The sequence below is a fragment of the Micromonospora sp. NPDC093243 genome, assembly GCF_044753725.1.
In the GTDB taxonomy this organism is placed as follows: Bacteria; Actinomycetota; Actinomycetes; order Mycobacteriales; family Micromonosporaceae; genus Micromonospora.
The window spans coordinates 288,073-309,528 of the sequence record NZ_JBIVNT010000008.1 but is presented as its reverse complement, the minus strand read 5'-3'; the positions used below and the strand labels follow the sequence as shown (position 1 = coordinate 309,528).

At 71.9% G+C, this 21,456-nt stretch carries 22 protein-coding genes, 1 tRNA gene and 1 pseudogene; 14 read left to right on the top strand and 10 right to left on the bottom strand.

Annotation, left to right across the window (positions count from 1 at the left end):
* The first annotated feature begins 64 nt into the window (after positions 1–64).
* From ACIP9D_RS26895 to ACIP9D_RS26885, 3 genes are all read left to right on the top strand, one after another.
* Positions 65–1,279 carry a DUF3068 domain-containing protein gene (locus tag ACIP9D_RS26895; RefSeq protein ID WP_350873655.1) on the top strand — a complete coding sequence of 405 codons (1,215 nt, stop codon included), beginning with the start codon at positions 65–67 and terminating at the stop codon, positions 1,277–1,279.
* A gap of 383 nt (positions 1,280–1,662) precedes the next feature.
* The gene (locus ACIP9D_RS26890; RefSeq protein WP_350873654.1) at positions 1,663–2,286 is read left to right on the top strand and encodes a DUF6230 family protein; all 624 of its coding nucleotides are present in this window, start codon (positions 1,663–1,665) and stop codon (positions 2,284–2,286) included.
* A 77-nt stretch (positions 2,287–2,363) separates the two neighbouring features.
* A complete protein-coding gene (locus ACIP9D_RS26885; RefSeq protein ID WP_350873653.1) occupies positions 2,364–3,803 on the top strand; it encodes a DUF6114 domain-containing protein in 1,440 nt (479 codons plus the stop codon).
* A gap of 188 nt (positions 3,804–3,991) precedes the next feature.
* On the opposite strand, the gene ACIP9D_RS26880 is transcribed toward ACIP9D_RS26885, so the two are convergent.
* The gene (locus ACIP9D_RS26880) at positions 3,992–5,662 is read right to left on the bottom strand and encodes a DUF885 domain-containing protein (RefSeq protein ID WP_350873652.1); all 1,671 of its coding nucleotides are present in this window, start codon (positions 5,660–5,662) and stop codon (positions 3,992–3,994) included.
* 140 nt (positions 5,663–5,802) lie between these two features.
* On the opposite strand from ACIP9D_RS26880, the gene ACIP9D_RS26875 reads away from it, so the two are divergent.
* A complete protein-coding gene (locus ACIP9D_RS26875) occupies positions 5,803–6,786 on the top strand; it encodes a DMT family transporter (protein ID WP_350873651.1) in 984 nt (327 codons plus the stop codon).
* Positions 6,787–6,789: 3 nt separating this feature from the next.
* Here the strand turns inward: ACIP9D_RS26875 and ACIP9D_RS26870 are convergent, their stop codons facing one another.
* A complete protein-coding gene (locus tag ACIP9D_RS26870) occupies positions 6,790–7,860 on the bottom strand; it encodes a PHP domain-containing protein (RefSeq protein ID WP_350873650.1) in 1,071 nt (356 codons plus the stop codon).
* 29 nt (positions 7,861–7,889) lie between these two features.
* Complete coding sequence (locus tag ACIP9D_RS26865) at positions 7,890–8,630, bottom strand: M23 family metallopeptidase (protein ID WP_350873649.1); 741 nt, start codon at positions 8,628–8,630, stop codon at positions 7,890–7,892.
* A 106-nt stretch (positions 8,631–8,736) separates the two neighbouring features.
* On the opposite strand from ACIP9D_RS26865, the gene ACIP9D_RS26860 reads away from it, so the two are divergent.
* From ACIP9D_RS26860 to ACIP9D_RS26845, 4 genes are all read left to right on the top strand, one after another.
* Entirely contained in the window at positions 8,737–9,084 is a 348-nt protein-coding gene (locus ACIP9D_RS26860) for a hypothetical protein (protein ID WP_350873676.1), read from the top strand.
* A gap of 76 nt (positions 9,085–9,160) precedes the next feature.
* Positions 9,161–9,328, top strand: coding sequence for a hypothetical protein (locus ACIP9D_RS26855; protein ID WP_350873648.1), 168 nt, complete (start codon positions 9,161–9,163; stop codon positions 9,326–9,328).
* Between the two features lie 124 nt (positions 9,329–9,452).
* Positions 9,453–9,980, top strand: coding sequence for a tRNA adenosine deaminase-associated protein (locus ACIP9D_RS26850; protein ID WP_350873647.1), 528 nt, complete (start codon positions 9,453–9,455; stop codon positions 9,978–9,980).
* 184 nt (positions 9,981–10,164) lie between these two features.
* Complete coding sequence (locus ACIP9D_RS26845) at positions 10,165–10,608, top strand: nucleoside deaminase (protein WP_350873675.1); 444 nt, start codon at positions 10,165–10,167, stop codon at positions 10,606–10,608.
* Positions 10,609–10,689: 81 nt separating this feature from the next.
* Here ACIP9D_RS26845 and ACIP9D_RS26840 read toward each other — a convergent pair whose 3' ends face one another.
* The gene (locus ACIP9D_RS26840) at positions 10,690–11,853 is read right to left on the bottom strand and encodes a HAMP domain-containing sensor histidine kinase (protein WP_350873646.1); all 1,164 of its coding nucleotides are present in this window, start codon (positions 11,851–11,853) and stop codon (positions 10,690–10,692) included.
* Positions 11,850–12,506 (bottom strand): response regulator transcription factor, encoded by a 657-nt coding sequence (locus ACIP9D_RS26835; RefSeq protein ID WP_350873645.1) that lies wholly within the window; start codon positions 12,504–12,506, stop codon positions 11,850–11,852. Before ACIP9D_RS26835 ends, ACIP9D_RS26840 begins: the two co-directional genes overlap by 4 nt.
* Positions 12,507–12,690: 184 nt before the next feature.
* Between ACIP9D_RS26835 and ACIP9D_RS26830 the strand changes: the two genes are divergently transcribed.
* From ACIP9D_RS26830 to ACIP9D_RS26815, 4 genes are read left to right on the top strand one after another with little or no spacing between them, the layout of a single operon-like run.
* Positions 12,691–13,215, top strand: coding sequence for a hypothetical protein (locus ACIP9D_RS26830; RefSeq protein ID WP_350873644.1), 525 nt, complete (start codon positions 12,691–12,693; stop codon positions 13,213–13,215).
* Positions 13,212–14,294, top strand: coding sequence for a peptidoglycan-binding protein (locus tag ACIP9D_RS26825; protein ID WP_350873643.1), 1,083 nt, complete (start codon positions 13,212–13,214; stop codon positions 14,292–14,294). The genes ACIP9D_RS26830 and ACIP9D_RS26825 overlap by 4 nt, the downstream gene beginning before the upstream one ends.
* Positions 14,291–14,989 carry an ABC transporter ATP-binding protein gene (locus ACIP9D_RS26820; protein WP_350873642.1) on the top strand — a complete coding sequence of 233 codons (699 nt, stop codon included), beginning with the start codon at positions 14,291–14,293 and terminating at the stop codon, positions 14,987–14,989. The genes ACIP9D_RS26825 and ACIP9D_RS26820 overlap by 4 nt, the downstream gene beginning before the upstream one ends.
* Entirely contained in the window at positions 14,989–16,197 is a 1,209-nt protein-coding gene (locus ACIP9D_RS26815; RefSeq protein WP_400451135.1) for an ABC transporter permease, read from the top strand. The genes ACIP9D_RS26820 and ACIP9D_RS26815 overlap by 1 nt, the downstream gene beginning before the upstream one ends.
* Before the next feature lie 97 nt (positions 16,198–16,294).
* On the opposite strand, the gene ACIP9D_RS26810 is transcribed toward ACIP9D_RS26815, so the two are convergent.
* The 3 genes from ACIP9D_RS26810 to deoD form a co-directional block, all read right to left on the bottom strand.
* Positions 16,295–16,759, bottom strand: coding sequence for a thioesterase family protein (locus ACIP9D_RS26810; RefSeq protein WP_350873641.1), 465 nt, complete (start codon positions 16,757–16,759; stop codon positions 16,295–16,297).
* Positions 16,756–17,394, bottom strand: coding sequence for a TetR/AcrR family transcriptional regulator (locus ACIP9D_RS26805; protein WP_350873640.1), 639 nt, complete (start codon positions 17,392–17,394; stop codon positions 16,756–16,758). Before ACIP9D_RS26805 ends, ACIP9D_RS26810 begins: the two co-directional genes overlap by 4 nt.
* A gap of 127 nt (positions 17,395–17,521) precedes the next feature.
* Entirely contained in the window at positions 17,522–18,229 is a 708-nt protein-coding gene (gene deoD / locus ACIP9D_RS26800; protein WP_350873639.1) for a purine-nucleoside phosphorylase, read from the bottom strand.
* Between the two features lie 75 nt (positions 18,230–18,304).
* Between deoD and ACIP9D_RS26795 the strand changes: the two genes are divergently transcribed.
* Positions 18,305–18,391: transfer RNA gene (locus ACIP9D_RS26795), tRNA-Ser, on the top strand.
* A 274-nt stretch (positions 18,392–18,665) separates the two neighbouring features.
* On the opposite strand, the gene ACIP9D_RS26790 is transcribed toward ACIP9D_RS26795, so the two are convergent.
* Both ACIP9D_RS26790 and ACIP9D_RS26785 read right to left on the bottom strand, forming a co-directional pair.
* On the bottom strand, positions 18,666–18,908 hold the full coding sequence (locus ACIP9D_RS26790) for a hypothetical protein (protein WP_019033731.1): 243 nt from the start codon (positions 18,906–18,908) through the stop codon (positions 18,666–18,668).
* A gap of 497 nt (positions 18,909–19,405) precedes the next feature.
* A pseudogene (locus ACIP9D_RS26785) lies at positions 19,406–20,586 on the bottom strand (tyrosine-type recombinase/integrase).
* Between ACIP9D_RS26785 and ACIP9D_RS26780 the strand changes: the two are divergent.
* A complete protein-coding gene (locus tag ACIP9D_RS26780; protein WP_350873638.1) occupies positions 20,510–21,208 on the top strand; it encodes an HAD family phosphatase in 699 nt (232 codons plus the stop codon). The pseudogene ACIP9D_RS26785 and the gene ACIP9D_RS26780 sit on opposite strands and share 77 nt — an antisense overlap.
* Positions 21,209–21,456: the final 248 nt, after the last annotated feature.

Genomic DNA, 21,456 nt, shown 5'->3' with positions numbered 1-21,456 from the left:
CGCCATGTTAAGGATCGGGTGCCCCGGACAACAGGTCGTAGGGCGGCAGGTTACAGGAGGATGAGTGAAGCTTCGCGTGGGCGCCGCGCTCTTCGGGCTTGGCGTCTTATTGCTGGTCTTCGCGGCCGGGCTGCCGTTCTACGTGGCCCCTGCCGTGACCAAGCTCCCCTATGATCTCGAACCGACGACGTCCGTCGCGGAAGCGAAGGACGCGCAGTTCCTGAAGATCACCGCCAATGGAAGCTCGGTGAGCATCGAGGTTCCGCAGGCCACCCTACGGTCCAACGTCGAGGTCATTCCGCAGCCCGACGACACGAAGGACCGGCTGCCGAATGAGCTCAAGGGCGACGCGGTGATCTGGGACGTCTACCAGACGGTCAGGCGTGCCGACAACCAGGAGGTGGTCAGCCAGTACAGCACGGAGCTCGCCCTCTACCGGATCTCCGGAGCTGCCGCCCCGTGGAAGGACCAGTGGCTCAACGAGACCGGGGCGCAGGAGACCCCGGTCGGCAACGTGAGCTACTCGGGCCAGATCTACAAGTTCCCGTTCGGCACCGGCAAGCGGGACTACCAGGTCTTCGACCGTGACCTGAAGCGGGCCCTTCCGGCGAAGTTCATCGGCACCGAGAACATCAAGGGCATCGAGACGTACCGCTTCGAGCAGCGGATCGAGAACGAGGCGCTGACCACCCCGGAGAGCAGCCTCAAGACGCTGATCGGCAAGTTCGCGCCCAATGCCACCAGCGGCCAGGTCGTCTACAGCAACACCCGGACGCTCTGGGTCGACCCGGTGACCGGCTCCTACGTGAATGTGCGGGAGCAGCAGCGCAAGGAGCTGCGTACGGACACGGGCACCGCCACCGTGCTGCTGAACGCGGACTTCAACTACACCGACGAGACGGTCAGTCGCAGCGTCGAGACGGTCAAGGACAACCGCTTCAAGATCGGGCTGATCAGCCTCTGGGGTCCGATCGCCGCCGGTGTCCTCGGCCTGATCGCCCTGGTCGCCGGCGCATGGCTGGTCACCCGGCCCAGCGGCAGCGGCAGCGCCGCTCGGCACCGCGCCGAGCCGGCGGTCGCCACGCCGGCCGCCGACCCGACGCCGACCCGGGTGGACCAGGAGCCGGTACGCGACAAGGAGACCGTCGAGCAGCCCAGGACCGAGGCCGCGGGTGGCCCGCTGAGCGACGAGATCCCACCGGCGACGACGAACTGGAAGGGCGACGAGTCGTCGGTGCCCGCCCAGCGCTCCGGCACCGACGAGGCGGAGAAGCGCTGATCGTCGACTGAGCGTGCGTACGACCGAGGGGTGGACCGGATCCGGTCCACCCCTCGGTGCTTTTTCGAAGGCACCCGGTGTCTGTTATTCCATTGTTATCTGTCGATGGTTCGGATACTCATGGTGACGAGTCTCGCGGAGAATGTCCGCTATGGGTGCTTCGTGCGGCGGAGAACGACCGCGCCGGAGTGACGTGCAGTGACGGACCTGCTGCGCGGTTGCGGCAAGTGTTACCAGCGGGTAGGCAGGGGGTTGTGACGTCGCGCGGCACGGGTGCATCATCACCGCACGTTCGTTACCCGCCGGTAACAGAACGACGGGGGCCCGGAGCGCAGCCGCCACTTCGGGGACCGGCCACCGCGCGTCCAGCTGAGGAGGAACCCGTGCAGGATCGGTTTGACAGTCAGGGTCGTACCCGGTGGCGGCGGTTCGCCGCCCTGATGGTGCCGGCCACCGCCGCCGTCGGCGCCATCCTCTTCGGCATGTCGACCGGGGCCATCGCCTCCGACATCACCGTCTCCGGGCAGACGTTCAAGATCGGCGCGGACCGGCTCGAGGGCGACGGCTTCAAGCAGTACGGCGGCATCGTCAAGGAGAAGGGCAAGGACGGCAAGCCGGGTGAGGTCCACCCGATCGCCCTCTCCGAGATCAGCAGCGCCGAGCTGTACAGCCTCTGCCAGTCCGTCCGCGCCGACCTGCCCGGCCTGCCGGTGGTGCTCACCATCAACGCCGGCGAGGGCAAGGAGCCTGCCCGGGCCAAGGACCTGCTGATCGCGATGGACACGCTCGACGGCAACGCGACCTTCACCAACATCAGGATCGGCCGGGACGCGACCGACCTGAACCCGACGGCGCAGCGGGGTTCGTTCGGCCAGAACTCCGACCACGTCACCATCACCAACCTGCGGCAGGTGTCCCGCTACACCACCGCGGCCACCTTCAACCTGGTCGGGCTGCGGCTGAAGGTCAACGTGGGCGACGACGCGAAGGGCAAGGAGTGCTTCTGAGGTGAGCCGTGGCCCGCGGTGGTCGACCAGCGCGGGCCCGCTCCGTTCCCCCGTTCCCGCTCCGCCAGGAGGCGTACGTGACAACCGCCAACCCGTCCCCTGCCCGGCCCGGCGGTCCGGCCCAGGCGTGGCGGAGTTTCCGCCGCTGGCAGCGGAGCCGACCGTTCTGGGGCGGTCTGTTCACCGCCCTGGCCGGGATCGAGATGTTCGCCTCCACCCGGATGACGGTCAACGGCCTGAGCTTCCACAGCGGAGCGACCGGCCTGCTCTCGCTGCTGATCCCGGTCATCCTGGTGAGCTGTGGCCTGCTGCTTTGGTTCAGCCCGGCGCAGCGGCTCTTCTACTCGATCGTCGCGGCGGTCACCGCGGTCTACTCGCTGATCGGGCTCAACCTCGGTGGCTTCTTCGTCGGTCTGCTGCTCGGCATGGTCGGCAGCTCCCTCGCCTTCGCCTGGACCCCGACCACCCCCACCACGCCCACCGAGCCGGAGCCCGCCGCGCCCCTCGGGGCCGAGTCGCAGTCGGAGCCCGCCGCGCCCACCGAGCCGGAGCCTGACGGGGCCGTCGCAGCGGTGGACGACGCCGAGGAGCCGCGCCACCAGGTGCCCCAGCCGCGCGGTGTGAGCGACCCCCGCTACTTCGCCGTCGCGCTGCTGGTGCTCGGCCTCGCCGCCACCGGTCTGGTCGCCACCCAGCCGAGGCCCGTGCAGGCCGCGCCGGCGCAGCCGGGACGATCCGCCGCGCCCCCGTGTCCGACCCGGTCGAAGGGGGCCACGCCGGCCGAGTCGGCCAGCCGTGGTGCCCCGGCCGCGACGCCGACGGCGAGCCCGACGCCGACGCCGACGAAGGACGGCAACATCATCACCGACATCCTGGAGGGGATCGGCGACCTGCTCACCGGAGGCGGCCGGCGTACCCCCACCCCGAGCCCCTCGGTGACGCCGACGCCCACCGCGAGCGCCCGGCCGACCGCCACCGCGGCACCCGCCGCCCGGCCCGGCTCCACCGCCTGCCCGGGCGCGCCCACTCCGCCGGCCCGCCCGGGCAAGGTGGAGGCGGGCAAGCCGTTGCCCCGCATCGCCCCCGACCCGGGTCAGCCGCAGGTGGCCCGGAAGCCGTCCAAACTCACCGGGTCGTCGTTGACGATGACCGGGCTGCGATTCGAGGGCATCACCGACCTGCCGACCGACGGCGGCAGCCTGAAGGTGCTGAAGTTCAGCATGCGCAAGGCGGTGACCGACGACTTCCTGCTGCGCGCGGACGGTCCGCAGGGGCTGAACCAGCGGTACGCGACCGACCGGCTGACCGTGCAGGGGGACGTCGCCTTCTACACCACGAGGTTCGTCGGCCGGCTGCTCGGCATCAAGATCACGTTGACGCCGGACCTGCCCTTCCCGGACGGCATCCCGGTCACCTCGCCGATCCCGGTCACCTTCACCGACCCGGCGATCGACCTGGCGTACGTCACCACCGACACGCTGACCGCCCGCCCGGCGCTGGCCCTTTCCATCGGCTGACACCGACGTCGCCGGCTCTACCGCGAACGCGTGCACCTGGGCAGCCGGGCCGGATTTCGGGTGGGCCGACCGTCGACCGCCGTGCGCCGGACGCCGATCAGCGTGATGACTCTGCGGTATCAATATGCCGCAGAGTCATCACGCTCGTGAGCAGGTGGCCGCCGGGCCGCCTGCCGTCCGCCGGTCCGTCAGAGCCGGGCGAGCGCCCGGCGCAGCGGGTCGAGCCCGAGCGCGCCGAGGTCGAGCGCCTGCCGGTGGAACTCGCGGAGGTCGAAGTCGGCGCCCTTGCGGGCCTTCGCCTCGTCCCGGGCCTGCAACCAGATCCGCTCGCCGACCTTGTAGGACGGCGCCTGTCCCGGCCAGCCCAGGTAGCGGTTCAGCTCGAAGCGCAGGTTCTCGTCGGGCACCCGGCAGTGCGCCCGCATGAACTCCCAGCCCAGCTCCGGCGTCCACCGCTCGCCCGGGTGGAAGCCGAACGGGTTGTCGCGGGGGATCTCCAGCTCCAGGTGCATGCCGATGTCGACGATCACCCGGGCCGCCCGCATCGCCTGCCCGTCGAGCATGCCGAGCTTGTCGCCCGGATCCTCCAGGTAGCCCAGCTCGTCCATCAGCCGCTCGGAGTAGAGCGCCCAGCCCTCACCGTGGCCGGAGACCCAGCAGAGCAGCCGCTGCCAGCGGTTGAGCAGGTCGGCCCGGACCGCGGTCTGCGCGACCTGGAGGTGGTGACCCGGCACGCCCTCGTGGAAGACGGTGGTCACCTCGCGCCAGGTGGAGAAGTCGGTGATGCCCTGCGGCACCGCCCACCACATCCGCCCAGGGCGGGAGAAGTCCTCGCTCGGCCCGGTGTAGTAGATGGCCCCGTCACTGGTCGGGGCGAGGCAGCACTCGATCCGGCGGACCTGCTCCGGGATGTCGAAGTGGGTGCCGTGCAGTTCGCTGATCGCCTTGTCGGCCAGCGCCTGCATCCAGTCGCGGAACGCCTCCTTGCCCTGGATGGTCCGGGCCGGGTCGGCGTCGAGGGCCCGCACGGCGTCGTCGACGCTGGCGCCCGGACCGACGATCCGGGCGGCCACCGCCCGCATCTCGCTCTCCAGGCGGGCCAGCTCCGCGAAGCCCCAGGCGTACGTCTCGTCGAGGTCGATCTTGGCGCCGAGGAAGTACTGCGACGCCAGCTCGTAGCGCTCCCGGCCGGCGGCCTGCTTGTCCCGCCCCTTCGGAGCCAGCTCGGTGCGGAGGAACTGGCCGAACTCGGCGGTCGCCGCGGTGGCCGCCGCCGCACCCCGGCGCAGCTCGGCAGCGAGCGTGCCGTCCGCGCCCAGCCGCTCGACCAGGCCGTGGAAGAAGTTGTCGCCGTTCGGGTCGACCCAGATGTCGCACTGCTTGGCCACCTCGACCAGCTGCACCTTCGAGCTGATCTGCCCGGCGGCGGCCGCCTCGCGCAGCGTGGTCTTGTAGCCCTCCAGCGCGGCGGCGAAGCCGTTCAGCCGGGTCGCGACGTTCGCCTGGGCGTCCGCGCCCTCGGTGGGCATCAGGTCGAAGACCATGCGGATCTCGTGCAGCCCGCTGGCGATCACGTTGACCTCGCTGGTCGCCTCGCCCGCGTCGTAGCGGGCGAGGTCGAGGCCGAGCCGCTCCTGCATGGCCTCCTTGGCGGTCCGTTCCGGCTCGCTCTCCGGCTCGGTCACGTCGAGGTCGGCCAGCGTGCGGCGGGTCAGGTCGGCCCGGGCCGCGTAGCCGTCGGGCGACAGGTCGTCGAGCTGGTCGTCGTAGCCGGCGATGCCGACGTAGGTGGCGCCGGTCGGGCTCAGCGGCGCCCACTCGGCGACGTAGCGGTTCGCGAGTTCGTCGATTCGTCCCACGCTGCGACCCTACGTGACCGGCCCGGCCCGATGTCGACCGCGTTTGCCGTGTTCAGGCGGCCAGGTGCAATCCCGTGGCGTTCGGCACTGTGTCCGAAAAGCGCGGGACTTCGTCGTACCCCTCGGGCAGAGTGTCAGGGGTGACTGCCGACATCACCCCTGACCGGCCGGCGCTGCGGAGCTGGCTGCCCGGGTTCATCGCGCTGGCCGCGATCTGGGGTTCCAGCTTCCTGTTCATCAAGGTCGGGGTTGAGGAGCTGCACCCGCTGCAGCTCACTCTCTACCGGGTCACCGCAGGGGCGCTGACCCTGCTGGTGGTGCTCGCCGTGCTCCGCGACCGGCTGCCTCGCGAGCCCCGGGTGTGGGCGCACCTCACGGTGGTCGCCGCGTTCGGCGTCGCGATCCCGTTCACCCTCTTCGGCTACGGCGAGCAGCGCGTCGAGTCGATGCTCGCCGGCATCTGGAACGCCACCACACCGCTGATCGTCCTGCCGCTCGCGGTGCTGGTCTTCCGTACCGAGCGGCTCACCTCGCGCCGGGCCATCGGGCTCGGGCTCGGTTTCGCCGGCGTGCTGGTGGTGCTCGGCGTCTGGGAGGGCATCGGCGGGGCGCACTTCACCGGGCAGCTGATGTGCTTCGGCGCGGCCGCCTGCTACGGCCTGGCCATCCCGTACCAGAAGCGGTTCGTCGCCGGCAGCGCCTACTCCGGCGTCTCGCTCTCGGCGGCCCAGCTGCTGATCGCCGCGGCGCAACTGGCGATCGTCACCCCGCTGGTGGCCGGGGCGCCCCCGCTGCCGACCGAGCTGTCGATCGAGGTGGTCGGCAGCGTGCTCGCGCTCGGCGCGCTCGGCACCGGCCTGGCCTTCGTCATCAACATGCGCAACATCCGGGTCGCCGGGGCGAGCACCGCCTCCACCGTGACCTACCTGATCCCGGTCTTCGCGGTGCTGATCGGCGCGCTGGCGCTCGACGAGCGGCTGAACTGGCACCAACCCGTCGGTGCGCTGATCGTGCTCTTCGGCGTCGCGGTCTCCCAGGGCCTGATCCGGCGGCGGGGCCCGGCGACGCCGGTCGGTGTCGGCGCGCCCGCCGTCCCCGCCGCCGAGCCGGCCAGCCAACGCTGACCGTCAGGAGCGCTTGCCGACCCAGTCGAGCAGTTCCGCCGCCGACCGGGTGTTGACCACCCGGTCGGCGGTCACCCCGCAGAGGGCCGCCCGTTCGCAACCGAACCGCTGCCAGTCCAGCTGGCCAGGGGCGTGCGCGTCGGTGCTGATGGCGAAGCGGCAGCCGGCCTCCAGGGCGCGGCGGATCAGCCGCTTCGGCGGGTCCTGCCGCTCCGGCCGCGAGTTGATCTCCACAGCGACGTCGTGCTCGGCGCAGGCCGCGAAGACCGCGTCCGCGTCGAAGTCGCTCTCCTTGCGGGTCCGCGCCCGATGCCCACGGTCGCCCGGCCCGGTGACCCCGGCCGGCCGGGACGACACCATCCGGCCGGTGCAGTGCCCGAGGATGTCCAGGTGCGGGTTGGCGATCGCGGCGAGCATCCGCCGGGTCATCTTCGACCGCTCGTCGCTCAGCCCGCTGTGTACCGAGCCGACCACCACATCGAGCCGGGCCAGCAGCTCCTCGTCCTGGTCGAGCGAACCGTCGGCGAGGATGTCCACCTCGATGCCGGTGAGGATCCGGAACCCCTCGGGCAGCGCCGCGTTCACCTGCTCGACGTGGTCGAGTTGGCGGCGCAGCCGGGCCGCGGTCAGCCCGCGGGCCACCGTCAACCGGGGCGAGTGGTCGGTCAGCACCACGTACTCGTGCCCCAGCTCCACCGCCGCCAGCGCCATCTCCTCGATCGGCGAGCCGCCGTCGGACCAGTCGGAGTGCGTGTGGCAGTCACCGCGCAGCGCCGTCCGCAACGCGGTCGCCTCGGCGTCCAGGTCGCTGCCCTCGGTGGCGTTCAGCCGGCGCAGGTAGACCGGTTCCTCGCCGGCCAGCGACTCCGCAACGCAACGGGCGGTGACGTCGCCGACCCCGCTCAGGTCGGTGAGGGTGCCGGCGGCCGCTCGCGCGGTCAGCTCGGCGGTCGGCAGGCCGGCGAGCGCCTTGGCCGCGGAGCGGAACGCGCGCACCCGGTAGGTCGCCTCGTTCGCCCGCTCCAGCATGAACGCGATCCGCCTGAGGTCGGCGATGGGGTCCCGAGCCTTCATCCCACCGAACCTAGCCGCTGCGCCGGTCGTCAGGGAGCCTTGGGGCAGCCGTGTTTGCGCTGCCAGGTGCCGACCTCGGTGGCGGGCGCCCGGTTGTCGCCCCGCCGCCAGGAGTCCAGGTAGCGGGCCGGCCAGATCACCCCGCGCCGGATCCACCAGCCGTCCTTGCCGGTGCACGGCGGCGAGATGCCGAAATGCAGGTGGCAGACATTGTTGGCGTTACCGGTACGGCCCACCTCGCCCAGCTTCTGCCCGGCCCGCACCCGGACGCCGGCGTCGACGCCACCGGCGATCTCGCTCAGGTGCGAGCCGTAGTAGCGCACCCCGTCGTCGCCGAGCAACGCCACCGAGAGCCCCCCGTTGTACGGCCCGAGCGGCCCCCGCTTGTCGAACCGGTCGACCCGGCTGACCTCCAGGATCTTCCCGTCGGTCACGGCGACGACCGGCTCTCCACAGTCGGCGAAGATGTCCGTGCCCGGGTAGCCGGAGTGCGTCGGGTGGTAGTCGACGTTCCCCGCCCGGACCGGGAAGACATGGCGGAGATCGGCGCGGGCGGAGGTCGCCGGCGCGGCACTGGTCGGTGCGGGGGCGGTCGGCCCGGCCGAGCTGGGCGTCGACGCCGGCTGCTCGGCGGTCGCCCAGACGCTCGGTGGGGTCGGCGCGGGCCCCGACGGAACCCCCGGACGGGTGGTGGCGCAACCGGCGGCGAGCACCGTGACGAGCAGCAGCGGAACCGGGTACGCGCGGCGTCCGATCGTCGGCGAGGGCATCCGGTCATCCTGGCAGAGTCGGTACGGTGGGGACGAGTGGTCCGGTTGAGGGGAGGCGACGGTGACGACCGACCGGCCGTACTTCCCGTCGAACCCGGGCGCCGAGATCCGTCCGGCGCCGCGTACCCCCTCGGGGCTCTTTCCGGCCGGGCCACCGACCCGGCCGACGTTCCGCGAACCGCACCCGGTCACCGGGGCCGGGGTCGCCGTGGGCGGCGGTGCCGCCGCCGCCTGGCTGCTGCTGTTCGGGCTGCTCGGCACCGACGTGGCGAGCTACGCGTGGTGGACGGTGGTCGCCGGGTTGCTGGCCTGGCTGGCCGCGCTGCTGCTGGTCCGCTACGGCGACCGGGGAGTGGCCACCGGCGTCGCGATCGTCACCGCCGGGGGATGGAGCATCGCCGCCGCGATCGTCGCGGTGCGCTGGGCCACCACCGGCGACTGGCCGCTCTGGTGACTGCGTCGCGTGGCGGGTCGGCTGCGCAGCGAAGCCCATCTTGACGTGGGCCGCCCGACTCGGCACTCTCGGCACTATGGCCTGGACCACTCCGCGGCAGGATCCCGAGCGCAGCCGCCGCCGCCTGCAACTCCTCGCTGAGTTGGCCGGGGCCCGGGCGGTACGCCAGCGCGAGCGGCCGCAGCGGGCCCGCAGCGCGCAGCTCCGGCAGCTGATCGCCACCCGCCGACGGATCGCCAGCTGACCGGTCGGTGAGTTTGGTAGGAATGGCCGGGCCTTCGGGGCGTTGACCGGTCGCCTGCCGACCCGACGGGCTAACGTGCACGCGTAACGAGTCGGCGAGCTGTGCCGAGGCAATTGGGGGGACCGTGTCGTACTTCGCTGCTGCCGTGGTGCGCGATGAGGGCAGCTGGACGGCAGCCGAGGTGAACCTGCGGGGTGCCGGCGACATCGACGAGGTCGCCGACCGGCTGCGGGACGTCGACCAGGAGGCCGACCTGTCGCTGCTCTTCGTCGAGGCCGACGACACGTACCTGGTGATCCTGCGCCTGGACGAGGGCGAGGACCTGCGGATCTTCGGCTCCGACTCGGCGTACGCCGAGGAGTCCCGGTTGGGCGCGCTGCTGGTGGGTGACCTGAAGACCTCGGTCACCGGGCTGGACGACACCGAGGAGCCCCGGCCGGCGGCGAGTGGCGACGAGGAGAACGAGCAGCCCGCCGTCGACCCCGAGGCCGACCCGGTCGGTGACGCCGACCTCCTCGCCGACCTGGGCATTCCGGCGCAGAAGCTGCTGAACCTCTGTGCCCAGGAGGGGATGCTGCCGGCGGACGTGACCGCCGAGATCTGCCTGGTGCTGGGCTGCGTCGACGAGGTCGAAGAGCTGCGTGAGGTCTGAGCCGGTGGGTGGCGAACCGCTCCTACCGCGCGGGTCCGAGCCGGCCGACGCGACCGATCCGGCGCTGGAGACGGTCCGGCCCGGTCAACCGACGCCGGGCCGGATCGGGCGGGTCGGCCCGGGTGCCGACGAGGGGCTGGCCGACCCGGGCGAGCTGGGCCGCCGGCAGCGGCACGAGCTGTGGATGCGCCGGGCCCTGGAGGTCGCGGTGACCGGCCCGGCGTCGGGCGCGAGCGACACCTCCGTCGAGGACATTCCGGTCGGCGCGGTGCTCTACGGCCCGGACGGGACCGAGCTGGCGATCGGCCGCAACGAACGGGAGTTGACCGGCGACCCGACGGCGCACGCCGAGGTGCTGGCTCTGCGCCGGGGCGCCGAACGGCTCGGCCGGTGGCGGCTGGACGACTGCACCCTGGTGGTCACCCTGGAACCGTGCACCATGTGCGCCGGCGCGCTGGTGCTGGCCCGGGTGTCGACCGTGGTCTTCGGCGCCTGGGAGCCGAAGACCGGGGCGGTGGGGTCGCTCTGGGACGTGCTGCGGGATCGGCGGCTGAACCACCGCCCCGAGGTCTACGCCGGGGTGCTGGAGAACGAGAGCGCCGCCCTGCTCCGCGCCTTCTTCCGCTGACCGGCGCCACTGCCGGGAGCAGCTGCCCGCGGGGTCCGGTGGTCACCTGGGTGCTGTCGAACTGCCCCAGATATGGGCACCTCAAGCCGGGGGCAGGCTGACCGTGACCTCCAGCCCGCCGCCGTCGCGCGGCTGGGCGGTCACCGTGCCGCCGTGCGCCCGGGCGACCGCCCGGACGATGGAGAGCCCGAGGCCGAAGCCGCGCCCGCCGCCGATCCGCTCGCCGGAGAGCCGGCGGAACGGCTCGAAGATGGCCTCCACGTCGTAGCCGGGCACCACCGGGCCGGTGTTGCTGACGGTCAGCGTCGAGCGGCCGTCGCGCAGGCCGGTGCTCACCCGGACCCACCCGCCGGACCGGACGTTGTGCCGCAGCGCGTTCTCCACCAGGTTGGTGGTGAGCCGCTCCAGCAGCACCGGGTCGCCGGAGACCATCGCCGGCGCCAGCTCCCGGGTCACCGCCGGGCTGCCGTCGCCCGCGCTGGCCTGGTCGAGCACGTGGTCGGCCAGGTCGGCCAGGTCCACCCGGGACCGGGCGGTCAGCTCGTTCTCCGAGTCGGCCAGGGTGAGCAGCCCGTCGATCAGCCGTTCGTGCCGCTCGTTCACCGACAGCAGCGACTCGCCGAGTCGGCGTACGTCCTCGGAGGCGCCGGGGCGGGTGACCGCCAGCTCGATCAGGGACCGGTTCAACGCCAGCGGCGTACGCAGCTCGTGCGAGGCGTTCGCGACGAACCGGCGCTGCCCGTCGAAGGAGCGGTCCAGCCGCTCGATCATCTCGTCGAAGGTGTCCGCCAGTTCGCGTACCTCGTCGGGCGGCCCGGGCAGCGAGATCCGTTCGTGCAGGCCGCGGCCGGCCACGTCGGCGCCGGCGATCCGCCGGGCCGTTCCGGTGATCTGGTGCAGCGGTTGCAGCGCCCGGCCGGCGATCAGCCAGCCGAACGCGATGGCCACCACCGAGACCAGGGCGAGCGCGATCCCGCCCTGGGTGAGCAGGGAGTAGAGCGTCTGGTCGCGCGCCTCGTCCTGCGCCTTGTCGATGATGAGGCGCAGCTGCTCGGCCTGGTTGCCGGAGAGCTTCGTGTCCGCCGCCGGGACGATCGGCTTGACGTCGCGCAGCGCCACCCCGAACGGCTGCGCCGTGCGCTGGTCGACCAGCACGTAGGTGACCGCGAGCAGGACCAGCCCGGCGATCAGGAAGAGGCTGCCGTAGATGACGGTGAGCCGGGCCCGCAGCGAGAAGCGCTTCACGGTATCCGGTATCCCACACCGGGCACGGTCTCGACCACCTGCGGCTCGCCCAGCTTGCGGCGCAGCTTCATGACGGTGACCCGGACCACGTTGGTGAACGGGTCGATGTGCTCGTCCCAGGCACGTTCCAGCAGGTCCTCCGCCGAGACCACCGCGCCGTCGGCGCGCAACAACTCGACCAGCACGGCGAACTCCTTGCGGGACAGCGGCACGTACCGGCCGTCCCGGTGCACCTCGCGGCGGGCCGGGTCGACCAGGACGCCGGCCCGGGCCAGGGTGGGCGGCGCCGCCCGCCGGGTCCGCCGGCTCAGCGCGTGCACCCGGGCGGAGAGCTCCACCAGGGCGAAGGGCTTGGTCAGGTAGTCGTCGGCGCCGAGCGCCAGGCCGGCCACCCGTTCCCGGACGGCCGCCGCGGCGGTGAGCATCAGCACCCGGGTCTCCCCGCCGCTGTCCACGATCGCCCGGCACACCTCGTCGCCGTGCACCACCGGCAGGTCGCGGTCCAGGACGACCACGTCGTAGTCGTTGACGCCGAGCCGTTCCAGCGCCGCGTCGCCGTCGTACGCGACGTCCACCGCGAACGCCTCCCGCCGCAGCCACTCGGCGATGCTCTCGGCGAGCAGGCTCTCGTCCTCGACCACCAGCACTCTCACCCGCCCATGGTGCCCCGGGCCCGGATAACGCCGCCGTAAACGTCGGCGGTTACGCCCGGGATACGCCCGTTGTCGTGGACTGGCCGGGACGCCGGCGGTCCCGCCGAGCGTCCCGCCCGCCGGTCCGGTCGGGCGGTACCGGAAAGGCCCGGCGGTCCCGCCGGGCCGGGAGAGGAAGCGTGCGATGCGACGAGGACTGTTCGCGCTGCCGCTGCTGCTCGCGTTGGCCGTGGCCGGCTGCGGCGGGTCGGGCGACGAGCCGGCGGTGGCCACCGCCGGCGGTGGCGGGGCGCAAGCCGTGTCCGCCAGCCCCGCGGCCCAGCTCAGCGACGACGAGCGGCGGCTGAAGTTCAGCGAGTGCATGCGGGAGAACGGGGTCGAGGTGCCGGACCCGGAGCCCGGCGGTGGACAGCTGTTCCGGTTCGGCAAGGACACCGACCCGCAGAAGGTGCAGGCGGCGATGGAGAGCTGCCGGCAGCACCTGCCCAACGGCGGGGAGAAGCTGAAGCTCGACCCGGAGCAGGTGGAGCGGCTGCGCAAGCTCGCCACCTGCATGCGGGAGAACGGCGTGCCGGAGTTCCCGGACCCGTCGGCCGACGGCGGCCTCCAGCTCCGGCTCGACGTGGTGAACATCAAGGACCCGAAGGTGAAGGCCGCGATGGAGAAGTGCCGGCAGTACGCGCCGAAGATCGCCGGAGCCACCCGGTGAGGGCTCGCCGTATCCGGTTCCGCACGGTCGCGCTGACCGTGGCCGTCGTGGTCGCGGCGGCCGCGGGCGTCGTGGCCGCGGTGGGCTTCGGCGGCACCGACCGGGGTACGGCCGCCGCCGGCACCACCCCGCCGGCCACCGCCACGGTCACCCGGCAGACGTTGACCGACGCGCAGAACGTGGACGGAGAGCTGGGCTACGGCACCACCCGCTCGGCGACCGCGCGGCTGAGCGGGACGATCACCGCGCTGCCCGAGACCGGCACGGTGGTGAAGCGGGGCGGGCGGTTGTACGCGGTCGACAACGACCCGGTGCTGCTGCTCTACGGGTCGCTGCCCGCGTACCGGGTGCTGGAACCGGGCGTCGAGGGGGCGGACGTGGCGCAGTTCGAGCGGAACCTGCGGGCGCTCGGCCACGACGGCTTCACCGTCGACGACGAGTACACCGGAAGCACCGCCGACGCCGTCCGGGACTGGCAGGAGGACCTCGGGCTGCCCGAGACCGGCCGGGTCGAGCCGGGCCGGATCGTCTACGCCGACGGGGCGGTGCGGGTGGAGAGCCACCAGGCGGCGACCGGCGACGCGGCGCAGCCCGGCCAGGCGGTGCTCGCGTACACCGGCACGAGCCGGCTGGTCACCGTGGAGCTGGACGTGGACGACCAGCGGTTGGCGAAGGAGGGCGGCGCGGTGAGCGTCGCGCTGCCGGACGGCGACCCGGTCGCGGGGAAGATCGAGTCGGTGCAGACGGTGATCGAGGCCGGTTCGACAGGCGCGGCCGGGCAGTCCACCGAGGCCGAGACGAAGATCGAGGTCACCGTCTCGGTGACCGACCCGGCGAAGCTCGCCGGTTACGACCAGGCGAGCGTGGAGGTCACCTTCACCGCCGCCGAACGCCCCGACGTGCTCACCGTGCCGGTGGCGGCGCTGCTCGCGCTCGCCGAGGGCGGCTACGGCGTCGAGGTGGTCGACGGCGGCCGGAGCCGGATCGTCGCGGTGACCACCGGCCTCTTCGCCGCCGGCCGGGTCGAGGTCAGCGGACCGGACCTCGCCGAGGGCCTGACGGTGGGGGTGCCGGCGTGACCGGCGACGCCGTCGTGCTCGAGGAGGTGAGCCGGACGTACCCGGGCGGGGTCGCCGCGCTGCGCGAGGTCTCGCTGCGGATCGGGTACGGCGAGCTGCTGGCGATCGTCGGTCCGTCCGGTTCCGGCAAGTCGACGATGCTGCACCTGATCGGCACGCTGGACCGCCCCTCCGCCGGCCGGGTACGCATCGACGGGTACGACGTGGCGACCCTGCCGGACCGGCAGCTCTCCGCGCTGCGGGCCCGCCGGATCGGCTTCGTCTTCCAGCAGTTCCACCTGGCCGCCGGCACGCCGGTACTGGACAACGTGGCCGACGGGCTGCTCTACGCCGGCGTACCCCGACGGGAGCGGCGGCGGCGCGCGGAGGCCGCGCTGGACCGGGTCGGGTTGGGTCACCGGCTGACCCACCGGCCGCACGAGCTCTCCGGCGGCGAGCGGCAGCGGGTCGCGGTGGCCCGGGCGGTGGTCGGCGAGCCCGCGGTGCTGCTCGCCGACGAGCCGACCGGCAACCTCGACTCGGTGGCCGGCGCCGCTGTGCTCGCCCTGCTGCGTGACCTGCACGCGGCCGGCACCACGGTCGTGGTGATCACGCACGACCGGGAGATCGCCGACGGGCTGCCCCGGCAGGTGCGGATGCGCGACGGTCAAGTGGTCTCCGACCCGGCGGCGCCGCTGATGGCGGGGGTGCGCTGATGGCGGTGGACCTCCGGCCGCGACTGGCGCCGGCCCGGCTCGGCCCGGGCGACGTGTTCCGGGTCGGCGGGGTGGGGCTGCGCACCCGGCCGCTGCGGGCGTTCCTCTCCGCGCTGGGCATCGCGATCGGCATCGCGGCGATGGTCGCGGTCGTCGGCATCTCCTCGTCGTCCCGCGCCGACCTGGACCGCACGCTGGACCGGCTCGGCACCAACCTGCTGACCGTGGCGCCCGGCAGCACGCTCTTCGGTGACCAGGCGAAGCTGCCGGTCGAGTCGGTGGCGATGATCGACCGGATCGGGCCGGTGACCGGCGTCGCCGCCACCGGGCAGGTGCCGGACACCCCGGTCTACCGCAGCGACCGCATCCCGTCCGGCGAGACGGGCGGCATCGCCACCCGGGCCGCCCAGCTCGGGCTGCTCGACACGGTCGGCGCGACGGTACGCAGCGGCAGTTGGCTGAACGGGGCCACCGAGCGGTACCCGGCCGTGGTGCTCGGCGACGCAGCCGCCCGCCGGCTGGGGCTCGGCGCGGCCGGGCCGGACGTGCAGGTCTACCTGGGCGGACGCTGGTTCACCGTGCTCGGCATCCTCGCCCCGGCCCCGCTCGCGCCCGAGCTGGACAGCTCGGCGCTGGTCGGCTGGCCGGCCGCAGCGGCGTACCTCAACTTCGACGGGCACCCGACCACCGTCTACACCCGGTCGCGGGAGTCCTCGGTGGAGGCGGTCCGCGCGGTGCTCGGCGCGACCGCCAACCCGGAGGCGCCGAACGAGGTGCAGGTCTCCCGACCGTCGGACGCGCTGGCCGCCGCGGCCGCCACCGACGAGGCGTTCACCGGGCTGCTGCTCGGGTTGGGCGCGGTGGCGTTGCTGGTCGGCGGGGTCGGGGTGGCGAACACGATGGTCATCTCGGTGCTGGAGCGGCGGGCCGAGATCGGGTTGCGGCGCTCGCTCGGCGCCACCCGGGGGCAGGTCCGGGTGCAGTTCCTGGCCGAGTCGCTGCTGCTCTCGGCGCTCGGCGGGGCGGGCGGGGTGCTGCTCGGCATCCTGGTCACCACCGGGTACGCCCTCTGGCGGCAGTGGCCGACCGTGGTGCCGGTCTGGGCGATGGCCGGCGGTGTCGGGGCGACCCTGCTGATCGGTGGTCTCGCCGGCCTCTACCCGGCCGTGCGTGCGGCCCGGCTCGCCCCCACCGAGGCGCTTGGCTGACCGGCCCGCCGTGTCGGTCGGGCCGGACGCCGGCGCCGCGTTGGCGCGGGGCTGCGGGTGCGTCTGTCGTCGCTCGGGCGGCGACAGACGCACCGCGTCAGGCGGGGGTGGGGGCCGGGCGGAGCAGGGTGACGGCGACCGCCCGGGCGGCCTCGGTCCAGGGCGCGGGCCGCAGCGTCGCCGGGTCGAGGCGGACGATGGCCCGCCGACCCTCGGCGTGCAGGGTGCCGCCGTCGACCGAGCGGAACTCGAAGGCGTACTCGGCGCTGGTGGTGCCGAAGTGTTCGAGCCAGAAGTGCACGGCCACCGGGCCGGTGGCGGCGATCGGGGCGCGGTAGCTGATGGTGAACTCGCGGACCGCGTGGAACAGGTCGGGCGGGGTGGCGCTGCCCCGATAGGCCAGGCCCCGCTCGGTCCAGTACGGCGTCAGCGCGCGTTCCAGCAGCACCGCGTAGCGGGCGTTGTGCAGGATGCCCATCGCGTCGAGGTCGTCGAAGTGCACCGTGACGTGCTCGATGTGCCCGAACTCGACGGTGGGCTGGTCGGCGACGGCGTGGGTCATGAGGGGCCTTCCGTTAGGAGGTTCGGGTCGGGGCAGAGCCGCCGCAGGCGGTCCAGCAGACCGGCCCGGGCGTGCCGGTAGGCGGCGTCCGGGTCGAGCAGCCGGGAGTGCATCGCGGCGGCCATCCCGAGCGCGTCGATCTCGTACGCCAACTGCGGGACGTCCAGGTCGGCGGGGAGTTCGCCGGCGTCGACCGCCTGCTGCACGAGGCGATCGAGGAATCCGGTCCACTGGCCGTAGATCTCGGCCAGCCGGTCCCGCACCGGGCCGGGGCGGGCGTTGAACTCGAACTGGGTGTTGGCGAAGAAGCAGCCACCGGGCAGGATCCCGGCGGCGTAGAAGTCGACCCGGGCCTCGTGCAGGGCCCGCAGCCGCCGTACGCCGCGCGGGGCGAGCAGCGCGGGCGCGACGATCCGCTCCTGCCAGAGCGCCACCGCGCGGTCGATCGCCGCGAGCTGGAGCGCCTCCTTGGAGCGCCAGTGCGCGAAGAGCCCGGACTTGCTCACCCCGAGGGTGTCGGCCAGCTGGGCGAGGCTGAGCCCGTCGAGGCCGGCCTCGGTGGCGAGCACCACGGCCGCGTCGAGCGCGGCGTTGCGGGTGCGCTCGCCCCGGGCGAGGCGTCCGTCGACGGTCATGCTCGTCACCGTACTCAATAAGCACGACCGGTCGTATTGTTTTCTGCCGTGACCGTCGTCACCCACCCGACAACACTCCGCCCCGCCGTCCGGGCGGACGGCGGGGCGGCACGGGTACGACGAAGGGTCAGGCGATGATCGTGTCGAGCGCGATCTCCACCATCTGGCTGAAGGTCTGCTCGCGCTCGGCCGAGGTGGTCTTCTCGCCGGTCTTGATGTGGTCGCTCACGGTCAGCACGGTCAGCGCGCGCGCCTGGTAGCGGGCCGCGATGGTGTAGAGCGCGGCGGACTCCATCTCGACGGCCAGCACGCCGTAGTCGGCGAGGGTGTCGTAGAGGTCCGGCCGGTCGGTGTAGAAGGCGTCCGCGGCCAGGATCGGGCCGACGTGCATGGTGATGCCCTGCCGCTCGGCCACCTCGACGGCGGTCCGCAGCAGCCCGAAGTCGGCGACCGGGGCGTAGTCGATCAGCCCGTCGAAGCGCATCCGGTTCATGTTCGAGTCGGTCGACGACCCGATCGCCGCGATCACGTCCCGCAGCTGAAGGTCCTCGCGCAGCGCGCCGCACGAACCGACCCGGATCAGCGACTTCACGCCGTACTCGTTGATCAGCTCGTGGGCGTAGATCGAGGCCGACGGCATGCCCATGCCGGAGCCCTGGACGGAGACGTCGACTCCCTTCCAGCGGCCGGTGAAGCCCAACATGCCCCGAACCGTCGAGTAGCACGTGGCGTCCTCGAGGTAGGTCTCCGCGATCCACTTGGCCCGCAGCGGGTCGCCCGGCATCAGGACCCGCTCGGCGATCTCGCCCGGCTTCGCGCCGATGTGCGTACTCATGGCAAAGATCCTGCCAGGCGCGGCCGGGCGATACCGGTTCGGCATCGGAACCAGGGGTCCTGTAGCCTACTCGGCGGTGGCGTGTCCGAGTGGCCTAAGGAGCACGCCTCGAAAGCGTGTGAGGGTTTACGCCCTCCGCGGGTTCAAATCCCGCCGCCACCGCTCGTGAACAGCGAGAACGCCCGGTCGATCCGCGAGGATCGACCGGGCGTTCCGCTTGTGGTCTCATTTTTGGTCTCGGTTGCCCGCCCGCAAAGCTGTCGCCTGGCATGACCAGCCTGGTTGGTCCGGGGCGGTGTCGACCCACTCCTGCCGCCAGTTGCAGATTCGAGGGTGGAGAAGGTGACGAGTACCGTGCCCGAAACGCGATGGTGCCCGCCCAGCGAACTGGGCGGGCACCGCCATACGTGGCCGAGTCTGAACTAGGCCGGATAGATCACTTGCCGGACTTGTTCTTGGTGGGGTCGACCAGCTTCGACGGGCCGCCGTTGGGGGTCGGCGGGATCCGGTGTCCCTTGGGGACAGTCACCTCGGGCCCGCCCTGGGTGGGCAGGTACTGACCGCTCTTCGGAGCGGGCGTGCCCGGGTTCACAATGACCGGCTTGGAGGCCGGACGGCTGGCCGGCTTCGCAGCCGGCTTGCTGCCCGTTCCAGACGGCTTCGCGCTTTTACTTGCCACTTGCGTTCTCCTTCTTGATGGAGCACGCCGGGCGCCCTACGGAGAATTTCACTCCGCTGAAGTCTCGCGAGAGGCTTCATCCGCTGCTAAAGTCCCCGTTCTACTGCCAGGTAGGAACGACGACCCGGTGGGGTGCCCGGAGAACCGGCCCCTTGCCGGGTCTTCGTGCTGTCATGCTGCGATCACGCTACTCGACGTCCGGGTGGTGGGCAAGGAGATCGACTGAGCCGCTGACCCGTACATCTAGTGGTTCGGCTGCTCAACGGCGGCCACATCTTGTGGATAGACGCTATGGTGTCCTGTGGACAGTGGCGGTGCCGGGTGCGGTGGCCGCTCGAACGTTTGTTCCATTCGAACATAAGGGCAGCTCAGGGCTGTAGTCGCGTCGATCAATGTTGATGCCCATGATCGGGCCACCCCTGTGGATAACCTGTGGATGGCATGTGGATCTTACCCTTGTGACCTGCCGGTATCACGGACAGCTACGTCGGCAAACTTCATCCTTTCGGGTGATCCTTCGGCGTGTCGCACGTGGACCCGGGGTGGCCCAGAGAAGTCCGCCGACCCGTTGAGCGATGTCCTGACGGACCTGTGCCGTCAGGTGCTGGTATCGGGTGGCCATCGCCGAGTTGGACCAGCCCATGATGCCCATCACCGCCCGTTCGGCCACGCCCAGGATCAGCAACACCGTGGCGGCCGTGTGACGGGCATCGTGCAGCCGCCCATCGCGCAGTCCCGCGCGGGCCAGCAGCCGCTTCCATTCGGTGTAGTCGGTGCGCGGGTTCACGGGCCGCCGCTCGGCGTGGTGAAGAGATAGCCGGTAGCTGTCCAGAGTTGCGCGGCGGTCTCGCGCTCGGCGGCCTGTTCTTCCGGTGCTGGCGCAGCAGGGTAACCAGGGGTCCGGAAGTCCGATGCTGCGCCGACCGGCCCGCGATTTCGTGTCGGCGGTCTCCGCGCGCAGCGGCTGTCGGTTGGGGCAGTGACCGCCGAACTTTCGACCGCACGGGTTCGTGCACCCGTGCTTCCATCTGGGGCGCTGCCAGGCGCGGCGAACCATCAGCGTCCCACCGTCGAGGTCAACGTCATCCCACTTCAGGCCCAGCACTTCGCCCTGCCGCAATCCGAGCGCTAGCGCGATTGCCCACCGCGCGCTGTTGCGCCGTTTGCTCGCGGCGAGCAACAACCGCTGCACCTCCTCCACCGAATAGGGTTCGACCTCTTCGTCTTCGAGGCGTGGCGCCTTCGCCAGGCTGGCGGGGTTACCCACGAGGTGTTGCCGGCGTACCGCCTCGTTGAGGGCAGTTCGCAAGGTGCGGTGCGCCTGGTGGGCGGTGGCGGCGGCGCTGCCGGCGGCCTGCATCTTGCGGGTCAGCTTCTCCACGTGCTCGGGCCGCAGCTTCTCCAATCGGTGCGCGCCGAGTCCGGGGATCAGGTGTCGGTATACGGCGACCCGGTAGCCGGCGATCGTGTTGTCACGCACGGCCGGCGCGGCGATGTTCTGCACCCAATGCGTGAGCCACGTCTTGACCGTCCACGACTGCCCCGCCTTGCGAACGGTGGTTCGACTCCGTGTGGTCGACCGTCGCCTACCGGTACGACGGATGAGCGCCGACCTCGGCCGTCTGCTCGGCGAGGTTGGCGCGGTGCTGCTCGACTTCGATGGGCCGGTATGCAGCATCTTCGCCCGATACCCGGCGCCACAGGTCGCTGCCGAGCTGGTGGACGTGCTGCGGCAGCACGGCGTCAACGTGCCGCCGGACCTAGCCTGCGAGCGAGATCCGCTTGACGTGCTACGCCGTACCGGGGCAACCGGCAACCAGGAGGTCACGCGAGCGGTGGAGGAAGCGCTCTGCGCAGCCGAACGCCAGGCCGCCGAAACTGCCGAACCAACGCCTTACGGCCGGGAGGTCATCGTGGCAGCCTGTCAGGCCGGGCTGCCTGTAGCGGTAGTCAGCAATAACTCAGCTGGGGCGGTCACCGACTACCTGATGACCCACCGGATCGCTGGCTACGTGCGGCCAGTGGTTGGTCGGGCATACGCCGACCCAGCCCGCATGAAGCCCAACCCAGAACCGATCCTGCGTGCTGCCCACGCGCTTGGCCGGCCGCCAAACCACTGCGTCCTTGTCGGTGACTCGGTCTCGGACATTGTGGGAGCCCGGGCTGCTGGGGTGCGGGTGGTTGGCTATGCGAACCGGCCACCAAAGGCCGGGGAGTTCGCGGCTGCTGGCGCGGACATAACAATCACGAGCACGAGGGAGTTCGCCGTCTCCCTGCTAGGGCGCGAGATGGGGGCGTGAGAGCGACTGATTATCCGGCGGCGAGCTGACCCGACCCTGTCAGAGTAGCGAGGGTGACTCACTGCCCTGCCACCCCGAGCGGTTGCAGGCGCCCTAGGAGTCGCAACACCTAGGGCGCCTTAGCATCAACGTCTCTAACAAACTCTAGGCAAGAATTTTTTGCTAGAGACAGACAGTTGGCACCGAAGCTGAGCTCGCCGTCAACCAAGCTGATGTCTATGGACTTAAGCAGGGACGCGAAGTCTTTC